Origin of the sequence: uncultured Slackia sp. (assembly GCF_934630525.1) — a bacterium.
GTDB lineage: Bacteria > Actinomycetota > Coriobacteriia > Coriobacteriales > Eggerthellaceae > Slackia.
Map to the genome: position 1 here is coordinate 114,822 of NZ_CAKTVX010000008.1, position 10,572 is coordinate 125,393.

At 59.3% G+C, this 10,572-nt stretch carries 11 protein-coding genes and 1 tRNA gene; 11 read left to right on the top strand and 1 reads right to left on the bottom strand.

Features of this window, described 5'->3' with window-relative positions; genetic code table 11:
- Positions 1-29: 29 nt before the first annotated feature.
- The 10 genes from Q0D41_RS07670 (at position 30) to Q0D41_RS07715 (ending at position 9,138) form a co-directional block, all read left to right on the top strand.
- Positions 30-1,268: a CoA transferase gene (locus Q0D41_RS07670; protein ID WP_294377490.1), complete on the top strand. Its 1,239-nt coding sequence runs from the start codon at positions 30-32 to the stop codon at positions 1,266-1,268.
- A 49-nt stretch (positions 1,269-1,317) separates the two neighbouring features.
- Complete coding sequence (locus Q0D41_RS07675; RefSeq protein ID WP_294377492.1) at positions 1,318-2,889, top strand: class I adenylate-forming enzyme family protein; 1,572 nt, start codon at positions 1,318-1,320, stop codon at positions 2,887-2,889.
- Positions 2,890-2,917: 28 nt separating this feature from the next.
- Positions 2,918-4,093 carry an acyl-CoA dehydrogenase gene (locus Q0D41_RS07680; protein ID WP_294377494.1) on the top strand — a complete coding sequence of 392 codons (1,176 nt, stop codon included), beginning with the start codon at positions 2,918-2,920 and terminating at the stop codon, positions 4,091-4,093.
- 35 nt (positions 4,094-4,128) lie between these two features.
- On the top strand, positions 4,129-4,890 hold the full coding sequence (locus Q0D41_RS07685) for an electron transfer flavoprotein (protein WP_294377496.1): 762 nt from the start codon (positions 4,129-4,131) through the stop codon (positions 4,888-4,890).
- A gap of 19 nt (positions 4,891-4,909) precedes the next feature.
- A complete protein-coding gene (locus Q0D41_RS07690) occupies positions 4,910-5,797 on the top strand; it encodes an electron transfer flavoprotein subunit alpha/FixB family protein (protein WP_294377498.1) in 888 nt (295 codons plus the stop codon).
- Positions 5,798-5,931: 134 nt separating this feature from the next.
- Entirely contained in the window at positions 5,932-7,233 is a 1,302-nt protein-coding gene (locus Q0D41_RS07695) for an FAD-dependent oxidoreductase (RefSeq protein ID WP_294377500.1), read from the top strand.
- Complete coding sequence (locus tag Q0D41_RS07700; protein WP_294377502.1) at positions 7,230-7,529, top strand: 4Fe-4S dicluster domain-containing protein; 300 nt, start codon at positions 7,230-7,232, stop codon at positions 7,527-7,529. Before Q0D41_RS07695 ends, Q0D41_RS07700 begins: the two co-directional genes overlap by 4 nt.
- Positions 7,530-7,591: 62 nt before the next feature.
- Positions 7,592-8,548: an MBL fold metallo-hydrolase gene (locus Q0D41_RS07705; protein WP_294377504.1), complete on the top strand. Its 957-nt coding sequence runs from the start codon at positions 7,592-7,594 to the stop codon at positions 8,546-8,548.
- A gap of 29 nt (positions 8,549-8,577) precedes the next feature.
- Complete coding sequence (locus Q0D41_RS07710; protein WP_294377506.1) at positions 8,578-8,736, top strand: hypothetical protein; 159 nt, start codon at positions 8,578-8,580, stop codon at positions 8,734-8,736.
- 177 nt (positions 8,737-8,913) lie between these two features.
- Positions 8,914-9,138, top strand: a complete 225-nt coding sequence (locus Q0D41_RS07715; RefSeq protein WP_294377508.1) for an FAD-binding protein — start codon at positions 8,914-8,916, stop codon at positions 9,136-9,138.
- A 288-nt stretch (positions 9,139-9,426) separates the two neighbouring features.
- Here the strand turns inward: Q0D41_RS07715 and Q0D41_RS07720 are convergent, their stop codons facing one another.
- On the bottom strand, positions 9,427-10,047 hold the full coding sequence (locus Q0D41_RS07720; protein WP_294377511.1) for a 5-formyltetrahydrofolate cyclo-ligase: 621 nt from the start codon (positions 10,045-10,047) through the stop codon (positions 9,427-9,429).
- A gap of 310 nt (positions 10,048-10,357) precedes the next feature.
- Here Q0D41_RS07720 and Q0D41_RS07725 point away from each other — a divergent pair.
- Positions 10,358-10,434: transfer RNA gene (locus Q0D41_RS07725), tRNA-Arg, on the top strand.
- Positions 10,435-10,572 lie beyond the last annotated feature (138 nt).

Genomic DNA, 10,572 nt, shown 5'->3' on the forward strand with positions numbered 1-10,572 from the left:
AGTAGGTCAACTGTTTCAAGGAGGAAACAATGGCAAAGAAGAGTGATGTTCCTGAGTTCGGCATGCTGAGCGGTGTCAAAGTCGCATTTCAGGCGGTGTCGGTCGCTGGCCCCTTCTTCGGTACGATGTGCGCCGACCATGGTGCCGATGTGGTATGGATCGAGCCGGCCGCCTTCGATCCCATTGATCGATCTGGCGAACCGCTGTTTTTGGAGCAGGACCGCCGCAATATGCGCAGCTTGAAAGTGGATGTCCGCACCGAGGAAGGTCGCGAGGTGTTCCTCAAGCTTCTGGCTGATGTCGATATTTTCCTGGAGGGTTCGAAGGGCGGCACCTACGAGCGTTGGGGCCTGACCGACGAGGTACTGTGGGAAGCCAATCCCAAGCTGGTCATTATCCACCTCAGCGGCTTCGGCTTGTGGGGCGACGAGGACTATGTGACCCGCGCCAGCTACGATCCCATTGCCCAGGCCTTCGGCGGCATGATGTACGCCAACTATGCGGAGGGCGAGGCTCCGCGCGCGGCCTCGGCGGTCGTCGGCGACTACTACTCGGGTCTGATGGCCTTCGGCAGCGGCTTGGCCGGCTACATCAAGGCTCTGCGCACCGGTCAGGGCGAGAGCATCGAGGTGACCCAGTTCGAGTCCGTGCTGCGCTGCATGTGCGACAAGGCCATCGGCGCCTGGAACTACGATGACGACCATCCGATGAAGTTCAAGCCCGGTAACTTCAATGGCCACACGGCGGGCTACAACAGCTATCTGTGCGGTGACGGCGACTACGTGTACCTGCTCGTCTTCGGCGCCTCGGTCATGGAGAAGGCCTGCAAGATCATGGGCGTGGAGTGGGGTTCCGATGACTTCCCCGTGGCGCCGATCTACCGCGACTTCTCCCCTGAGGGCAAGCGCTGGGATGCCGTTCTGGGCAAGTTCTGCATGGATCACACGGCCAAGGAGGTGGAGGCCATCTTCTCCAAGGCAGGCATTCCGGCGATGTGCATGATGAAGTTCGAGGACATGCTGGAGAATCCGCACTACAAGGCCCGCGAGTCCATCATCAAGATTCACGCCAACCTGTTCGATCGCGACCTCTATGTCAGCAACATCGTCCCCAAAGTGAAGAATGCCCCGGGTAAAATCTGGCGTCAGGCTCCCCATGGCGGCGAGGATACCGTGGATATTCTGACCGATCTCGGCTATAGCGCTGAGGAGATCGACGGCCTGATCGAGGATGGCGCAGTCGCGAAGTACACGCCTTCGGCTGAATAGGGAGCAATGGTTCGATACCGTAACGTTAACTAGTCGAGGAGTTTGACCAATGCAGTGGAAGCATATTGCAGAGCCGATCAAAGAAAATGCCGAAACGTTTCCCCAGCGAATAGCACTGATTCACGGTGATGGGCAGCTCACCTATGGCCAGTTGTGGGATAGCATTCAAGCTTGGGCCAGCGTGCTTCGCGATGAGTACGAGATCGGGGAGGGGGATCATGTGGCCTACATTCTCCCCAACGGTCTCGACATCGCAGAGTTGTACTATGCGGTGCAGGTGCTCGGAGCAGTGGCCGTACCCCTTAACGAACGGCTCATTGCCGAGGAAATTGTCACTCTGCTGAGGCTTTCCGATGCCAAGCTTCTGGTGTATGCGCCGATTGTGGCCGAGAAGATCGAGACATTGCCCTGGCAAGCCGAGGGCGCTATCTCGGGGGATCGGACTATGGTGCAAACGGTTTCGAGCCAAGAGATTCGCTTCCTGGCCCAGAAGAGGGAGGGAGAGCGCGTCCCCCTCGTCGGAGGCGGAGGCGCTTGGTCGCGCATTCAGTTTACTGGAGGCACCACGGGTATTCCCAAGGGGGCGTGCCGGTCCCATTGTGCCGATCTTTTTGAGGCCGACAGTCTCCGGCAGATGATCGGATTGGGCGAACGTGAGTGCGAGACGGTGCTCGTGCAGAGTCCCGTCTCGCACCATGGCGGTCATGGATGGCTGATCACGAGCCTCAGTGCCGGCGCCACTCTGATCCTCTGCGGGAAATTCGATGCCCACGAGCTGTTGACTCAAATGGAGCATTACGGGGTCACCCATCTGCTGATCATGCCACCAACAATCTACCTCCGTCTGTTCGAGGGGGTAGGGGAGACGGACTACGATCTCTCGTCTGTGCGGTTCGTCCAGACTTCTGCGGGTCTGACCACAGCCAGCATCAACGAGTTGATTCTCGATCGGTTCCCCAATGCGGTGCTGAGCTACGGCTGGGGACAATCTGAGAGCGGCGCTGGCACGGCGGTTCGCTTCGATCGTCAGATGATTCGGGATGCCTCTCCGGTACTCACGAGCATCGGACGTCCCATGGCTCACGTGGAGATGCGGCTGGTCGATGATGATGGCAACGATGTTGCCGAGGGGGACATCGGCGAGGCCATCTTGCGCGGCGCGACGGTCATGGACGGTTATTACCACTTGGATGAATTGCAATCATCGGCGTTCACGGAAGATGGCTGGCTGCGCACGGGGGACATGATGCGCCGCGACAAGGAGGGCTATTACTACCTTGTGTCGCGCAAGAAGGACATGATCAAATCCGGCGGTGAGAACGTGTTCGTCGGCGAGGTTGAGCAGTGCCTGCTCGCTCACCCGGCCATCACGGACTGCATCGTTTTCGGCACCGAAGACGCCGAGTACGACGAGGCCGTGGCCGCGGTGGTGACCGTAAAGCCGGGAGTCGAAGTGACGTTGGCCGAGGTGCAGGAGCATTGCAAAGCGCATCTCGCCAGCTATAAGAAGCCCCGCTATCTCATGGTAGTGGAGGCCTTCGACCGCGATGATGCGGGCAAGATTCGCAAGCAGACGATCATCGAGGAATTTGAAAGGCAAAAGGCAGCCCTTCAAAAGTAAGAGCTGCCTGACGGAAAGGATACATGTTATGGATTTTCGTAAGACTGAAGAACAGGAGCTGCTGCTCGAGAGTCTCGACGAGCTTATGGAGCGCCACTGCAGCGAGGCCTACCTGCGTGAGTGCGATGAGGCCCATCGCTGGCCCAAGGAGTTCACCGACATCCTGATGGAGAACGGCTTCGGTCTGCTGGGCCTTCCCGAGGAGTACGGCGGAACCCCGGTGGATTACACCACCCTGCTCATGGTGATCGAGCGCATGTGCGAGAACGGTCTGCCGCCCTATGTGTACGGCGGCCAGGCTCTCAGCCTACGCGACATGATCGAGTTCGGCAGCCCCGAGCAGCAGGAGCAGTGCTTCGCCGAAGTGAAGCGGGGCAATCCCGGCTTCGTGCTAGGCTTCACCGAGCCCGGTGCCGGTTCCGATAGCTCGGGTCTCGCCACCACCTTCACCCGTCGCGACGGCAAGGTGTACATCAACGGCAGCAAGTCCTTCATGACCAACGCCATCAATTCCCGCTACGTGCTGTGCCTGGCCCGCAACGCCGAGGACGATCCCACGGACAAGGCCAACCGCTCCAAGGTGACCATGTGGTGGATGCCCATCAAGGACGAGGACGGCAATCCCACTCCCGGTGTCACCATCGAGCCCTTGGACAAGATCGGCTGGAACATGGGCAACACCTGCGAGATGCACCTGGAGGACGTGGAGCTGGAGGAGAAGGACCTCGTGGGCGTCGAGGGCCAGGGCTTCATGCAGGCGATGATCAACTTCGAGGTGGAGCGCCTCGTCATGGCCGCCTCCGCGCTCGGCACGGCGGAATGCGCCTTCAACGATGCCACGCGCTACGCCACTCAGCGCGAGCAGTTCGGCAAGCCCATCGGCCAGTTCCAGCTGATCCAGGAGTACATCACCGACATGTATTCCAAGATCGAGGCCATGCGTTACATGCTGTACCACTGCGCCTGGGAAGTCGATAACGGCATCCCGGTGCAGATTGACTCCGCTATCGTGAAGCGCTTCTGCGCCCGTGCTGCCTTCGAGGTGTGCGACATTGCCATGCAGGTCATGGGCGGCATCGGCTACACCAACGACTGCCGCATCTCCCGTCTGTGGAAGGACATCCGCGTGTACCGCATCGGCGGTGGCACCGACGAGATCATGGTCCACATTGCCGGTCGTGCCATCCAGAAGAAGTTCAAATAGCAGTTTCCGCGTATCCCAGAAAGGGGCTTGTGCACATGATCGTTGCAGTACCCATTAAGATCGTGGCCGACGACCAGGATCTCGTCGTCAATCCCGATCTGACCATCGATGGCTCGAAGGCCCCCCGTGTGGTGTCCTCCTACGATCTGAACGCCATCGAGGCCGCCGTCCAACTGGCTGAGGGTGTTCAGGATGCCCGCGTGGTGGCTGTGTCCGTGGCCGATGCCAAGGCCGACAACTCTAAGCTGAAGAAGAACATCCTGGCCCGCGGTGTTGACGAGTTCGTGCTCATGGCCGATGATGCCTGCGCCGACTTGGACGCCCACGCTACGGCGAAGCTGCTGGCTGGCATGATCGCCGATTTGCAGGCCGATCTCATTATCTGCGGCGACGGCTCGGCCGACAACTACGCCCAGCAGGTGGACGTGCAGTTGGCCGATACGATGGGGCTTCCCGTCGTTACGGCCGCGTGTTCGGTGGCACTGGAAGAGGGTCAGGGCACGGTGGTGTGCGATCGCTCGCTGGAGACGGTGGTTCAGACCGTGCGCGCCGCACTGCCCGCGGTGGTGAGCGTGGTTCCCGATGCGGCCCTGCCGCGCATCCCCGGCATGAAGGACATCCTGGCCGCCGGCAAGAAGCCCACTTCTCTGGTGGCCGCCCCCACCATCCCCGAGGCGACGGTGGAGACCCTCTCGATTGCCGGCATCAAGCCGGCCGAGCGTCAGATGAAGATCTTCGATATGTCCGTGAGTGGGGACGTGGCCGCGTTTGCCGCCGAACTCAAGTCGGCCCTCTAGGAAAGGAGCGAAAATCGCTATGAACGTACTGGTCTTAGCTGAAAACGATGCCGCTGCACGCGATTTGTGCGCCGGTGCCTACACGCTGGCAGACGAGGTCTCGCTTGTCGTATTCGACCCTGACAGCCCTCTGCGTTGCGCGAACAAGGTGTTCTGCATCGATGTGCCCGAGGATCGTACGGTAGATGACGCCTATCTTACGGTCAAAGGGATTGTCGTCGAAGAAGAGCCCGCTATCGTGCTCGTCGAGCCCACGCGCTCGCTCAAGGTCGTGGCGGGTCGTCTGGCCGACCGTTTCGGCACCTCGGTCGTGACCGATATTCTCTCCCTGAACGATAACCAGGCCGACAAGATGTACTTCGGCGGCGTGGGCCATCGTCTGTGCGAGGTACGTGGCAATATCGCCCTGTACACGGTTGGAGCCGGCGTGCTCGGCGGCGTTGCGGAAGAGAAGAGTGCCGTTGTGAAGAAGGTGGACTATCTCGTTCCCGATGGGGCGCTCACGGTTGTGGGGGTGAACCCCCTGGAGTCCTGCGGCACCAACCTTCCCGCCGCGGATGTCGTGGTGGCGGGCGGCCGCGGCTTCGCCTCTAAGGAGGAGCTGGGCCTGCTGGATGATTTGGCTCACAAGATTGGCGGCGAATGCGGCTGCACCCGTCCCTTGGCCGAGGGCGTCGACTGGATGCCGCGCGAGACCTATATCGGCGTGTCCGGCCTGATGCTGGCCCCGAAGGTGTACGTGGGCGTGGGCGTGTCTGGTCAGATGCAGCACATGGTGGGCTGCAACCGCGCTGCCACTTTGTTCGCCATCAACAAGGACAAGAACGCCCCCATCTTCAAGATGTGCGACTACGGCCTGGTGGGCGACTTGAACGAGGCGCTGCCGGCTCTGGTGGCGGTCCTGTAAGCCTTTTCCGTTTCAGCGGCTTACCCTTACCCCGAGTGCGGCCGCTGACTCTTTCCTCTGGCGGCCCGGCTCTCATCGGCCGGGCCGCATCTCTGTTTCAATCGTCCTCCCGCAAGGGAGAGGAAGGAGAAAGAGTGTCTGACGCAGATTTCGACATCATCGTCGTCGGGTCGGGTTGCGCCGGCGCCGTGGCGGCCTACGTGGCGGCCGAGGCCGGCAAGAGCGTGCTCGTGGTGGAGCGCGGCAACTACGCCGGGGCGAAGAACATGACCGGCGGCCGCATCTACTCGCACGCGCTGAAGCAGGTCTTCCCGAACTTCGAGGAGGAAGCCCCGCTCGAGCGCAAGATCACCCACGAGCGCATCGCTATGCTGAGCCCCGACTCGGAGATGACCGTCGACTTCACCTCCGCGGAGCTCGCCCGCGAGGGCAGGGACTCCTACAGCGTCCTGCGCGGCCCCTTCGACCAGTGGCTCGCCGAGAAGGCCGAGGCCGCCGGCGCCGAGTACATCTGCGGCATCGCCGTGGAGGAGCTGATCCGCGACGAGGCGGGCAAGGTGTGCGGCGTGCGCGCCGGCGAGGACGAGATCACCGCCGAGGTGGTCATCGTGGCCGAGGGCGCCAACGCCCTCCTGTCCGAGCGCTCGCTCGGCAACCCCCGCCCGAAGCCGCACGAGATGGCCGTGGGCGTGAAGGAGGTGTTCGAGCTCCCCGCAGACCGCATCGAGGACCGGTTCCTCGTGCCCGAGGGCGAGGGCGCGGCCATGCTGTTCGTGGGCGACTGCACCAAGGGCCGGGTCGGCGGCGGCTTTTTGTACACCAACAGGGACTCCGTCTCGCTGGGCCTCGTGGCCACCATCTCCACGGCGGCCGACGGCGCGAACCCCGTGCCGGTCTACCAGATGCTGGAGGACTTCAAGAGCCACCCGGCCGTGGCCCCCATCATCCGCGGCGCCAAGATGGTCGAGCACTCCGGCCACATGGTCTCCGAGGGCGGCTGGAACATGATCCCCGCCTACACCTTCGACGGGGCGCTCGTGGCGGGCGACGCCGCCATGCTCTGCATGAACCTCGGCTACATGGTGCGCGGCATGGACTTCGCCGTGGCCTCGGGCCGCATGGCCGCCGAGGCGGCGGTGGAGGCGCTGGACTCCGGCGATGTCAGCGCCGCGGGCCTTTCGGGCTACCAGCGCCGCATGGAGGACTCCTTCGTCATCCAGGACCTGAGGACCTTCGGCAAGTGGCCCCACGTCATGGAGGAGTGGGACGCCATGTTCACCGACTACCCGGTCATGGTGAAAGAGGTGTTCAACGCCATGTTCAGCGTGGACGGGCAGCCCCAGCAGCCGCTCGCCAAGCGCATTATGCCCATCGTGAAGAAGCGCGGCCTCATCAAGACCGCCATGGAGATGAAGAAGGCGGTGAGCGCACTGTGAGCGAGATCGCGACCATTACCGTGAACGTCGACGAGTACCTGAGCGCGAACAAGTACGAGGTGGACGAGGAGAACGCCCACATCGAGCTGGTCGAGGACCCCGACATGGAGGAGTTCAAGAAGCTCGTGCGCGTGTGCCCGGCGGCCCTGTACAAGATCGACGGGGAGGGCAACACCTCCTTCGACTACGCCGGCTGCCTGGAATGCGGCACCTGCCGCATCGCCTGCGGCGACACCATCGTCGAGAAGTGGGACATGCCCCAGCCCACCATGGGCGTGGAGTACCGCTTCGGCTAAGAAGCGCGCATGCCCCCTTCCGACAGTACGGGAAGGGGGCATGCGATGATTGCGAGGATAGCATGAGGCCTGATATATACGAAGTGCGGCCAGGACTTTTCTGTGCAGTGATCCCCTTCCCGAACAACCCCTTGAAAGCTGTTAATTGCTACATTGTTCTCGATAGCGAACGAACACTGGTGATCGATATGGGGTTCGATCTTCCCGTATGTCGAGAGGCGTTGCTCTATGCGCTCAAAGAGTGCGGGCGTTCTTGGGAAAGCGTGCAGGTCGTGGCAACGCATTCTCATCCCGATCATATCGGATTGCTTGACAGTCTCGCGCCCGTCGGGTCTCCCGTATTGGCCGGTTTCGCTTCTATAGAGGATCTAATCTCCTCGTATCGTGCGGTGAGGGATGCAGTGCCGCTGCTTCTTGACGGCGCGTTGCTCGATGAGTCGTTTTGCCAAGTTCGCTTTTCCCCATGTGCGAACGTGCCTATTCAAAGAGTGGTTGAGGGGGATGAGATCGCTGCGGGACGCTACCGATTCCAGGTCATGGAGACACCAGGCCATGACGAGTGGCACATTTGCCTTTGCGATGCATCGGCGGGCGTGATGTTGGTGGGTGATCATGTGTTGAGGAAAATCGTGCCCAGCGTCAACGTCTTCACTCCCCATCGCGACCTTTTGGGTTCCTATCTTAACAATCTTCAGCGCATGCCGGCAACGGGGGCGCTCACAGCGTTGCCGGGGCATGGAAGGCCCATCGAGGATGTGCGAGCCGAGGTTGATCGAATTAGAACGTATTATCTCGATAAGGTGGAGGAGATTTACGAACTTGTCTGTCAAGGTTTTGATGATCTCGAATCTATTGCAGCTCGTTCCAGCGGACTTTTCTCGTGCTGGTCGCACCAGCATCCGCTGTGGCGAATACGGTCAGTGACCGAAGTAATGGCGTACTTGGTGAAATTGGCTCATGATGGCCGCGTCGCCATCTCCTGCGACGCATCGTGCCGGTACCTCTTTGAGCCTTGTTGACGATGTTTTTGCTGAGATAGCTTACTGGTTTGCCCGTGTGTCTGCCTGCGGTAGTATGCAAAAACCTGCAGGATGGCACCTACACGCGTTATGCTGCCTCCAAGGGTGTGATTCTTGCTTCGGGGGACTACAGCTATAACGACGAGATGCTTCAAAAGTATGCCCCCTGCGTGTATGCCCACAAGTAACTACCTTTTCTCTCACGAAGGAATGGACTGCAAAGGAAACCACGCAAGCACTGGCGACGGCCAGAAGCTCGGAATCAGCGTCGGTGGACACCTTGATATCGCCTCCCATGCAATCATGGCGCATATCTTCCAATTCGGCGTCGAAAACTTTATCGAGCTGAACGAGCGAGAAGCTGCATGCGTCTTCTTGTCACCACGGGCGGTCTTGTCACCGATACAAACGCACGGGTTCTTGACGACGACCTGAATCCCATCCAGGGGCTGTATGCGGTTGGAAACGTTCAAGGTGGCAGGTTCGTCGACGATTATCCGTTCAGCCTGTCAGGCGCCAGCCATGCAGCCGCACTAACCTATGGCTACCTTGCCGGCGAGCACATTGTGAATGGCGAAACCGCGGAATAGTCCATTCAACCAAACCATATCACGACCCTCCCATTCGAGCGCGTACGACGCATGCGGTCGCCCCCTCCAGGCCACATGCGTCGACGCTGTCGTCAATCCCTTTATATTCACGGTCCCATCACACTAAGGGTGCATGAATAGAGAAAAGCTCTCTGGCATGGGATTATTTAGAAAGTCGATTTGCAAGAGAAGTTAGCGGAACGTGTCAGCAAAAACATTGGGAAGCTGATGCCTTGCCGCTTGGCGATGTCTGCATGAAATTTGATTAATACAGTAAAAGAAGCGTGCCTATGCTGAAATAATGCACGGCAAAGGCAAATCATGCGGCTCGGTTGGAACCTGATTAACCCGCTGCGTTTCGAATGCCACACCGATGATTTTAGCGCCGGCCCCCGGGAGTGTTTCACATGAAACGAACCTGAGGTATTCATCGTAATTGCCACCGCCGTACCCTAGGCGTTGAAAGTCGCTATCGAATGCGACCATGGGAACGATTACCGCATCAATTGACCCAGGTGCACAAACAGGGAAATCAGAGATCGACTCATCGTCTTCCGCATAACGTTTAAGAGGGTTGGCGATAAAAGGGACATTCCTATCCTGCCAAGCAGGGTATTCGACCGAGCGCATATTCATGCGAGGGGTAGAACCCTTCATATTCATGCAAGGGAAAACCACGGTTAACTTTTGTGTATAGCACCAGGCAATAAATCCCTCGAGGTCCACCTCGCTTTTCATTGAGGCGTATACAGCAACCGTAGAACCTGGGCTCAGGCTCGCGAGCCGGTCTTTGAGCTTCTGGCAAATGGCACGTGAAGCTTGCTCTCGGGCGGAAGCCGATAAGGCATCACGCCGGGTGAGTACCTCCCGGCGGAGCTCTTTCTTGGTATGTATCGCGTCGTTTTGCATGATCGAAGTATAACGCCGCGCCCAGCAAGCGACGAAATCGTTTCGGTTTCATCGCTTGCTCAAGCGTGATTCCCTTGATTCGTTTTCGACTTCGATGAATCGCGGTATGGTAACGAAGGCGGGTTCGCCTCGTGGCGAATACGATTCTTGACTCTCTTGCGCTCGCGATGCCTGTCTCGAGGTCAAAGTCTTCTGATCCTTATGAAAATTAATGCAAAACACGAGGTCGCAATCGAGTTAGAAATATTTTCAAAAAAGTCTTTGCAAATCCTGGAAAAGCTTGTTATTATAGACGAGCTGACAAAGCAACGCGCCGTTACCTCAGCTGGATAGAGGGACTGACTACGAATCAGTACGTCGGGGGTTCGAATCCCTCACGGCGCACCACTTGAATACCAAAGCCGCTCATAAGAGCGGCTTTTTGTTTATAAGTCTCGATAAAAAATTGAGGCATATAGGACAAAAAGTGTGTCTCATCTAGGGGCATCGGCGCAGGTCGATGCCCCTTTCTCGTTCGTTTAAATT

Bases quoted from the DNA above. Each gene is read 5' to 3' on its own strand.
- Q0D41_RS07670 (WP_294377490.1), top strand. From the start codon at position 30: ATGGCAAAGAAGAGTGATGTTCCTGAGTTCGGCATGCTGAGCGGTGTC.
- Q0D41_RS07675 (WP_294377492.1), top strand. From the start codon at position 1,318: ATGCAGTGGAAGCATATTGCAGAGCCGATCAAAGAAAATGCCGAAACG.
- Q0D41_RS07680 (WP_294377494.1), top strand. From the start codon at position 2,918: ATGGATTTTCGTAAGACTGAAGAACAGGAGCTGCTGCTCGAGAGTCTC.
- Q0D41_RS07685 (WP_294377496.1), top strand. From the start codon at position 4,129: ATGATCGTTGCAGTACCCATTAAGATCGTGGCCGACGACCAGGATCTC.
- Q0D41_RS07690 (WP_294377498.1), top strand. From the start codon at position 4,910: ATGAACGTACTGGTCTTAGCTGAAAACGATGCCGCTGCACGCGATTTG.
- Q0D41_RS07705 (WP_294377504.1), top strand. From the start codon at position 7,592: ATGAGGCCTGATATATACGAAGTGCGGCCAGGACTTTTCTGTGCAGTG.
- Q0D41_RS07715 (WP_294377508.1), top strand. From the start codon at position 8,914: ATGCGTCTTCTTGTCACCACGGGCGGTCTTGTCACCGATACAAACGCA.
- Q0D41_RS07720 (WP_294377511.1), bottom strand. From the start codon at position 10,047: ATGCAAAACGACGCGATACATACCAAGAAAGAGCTCCGCCGGGAGGTA.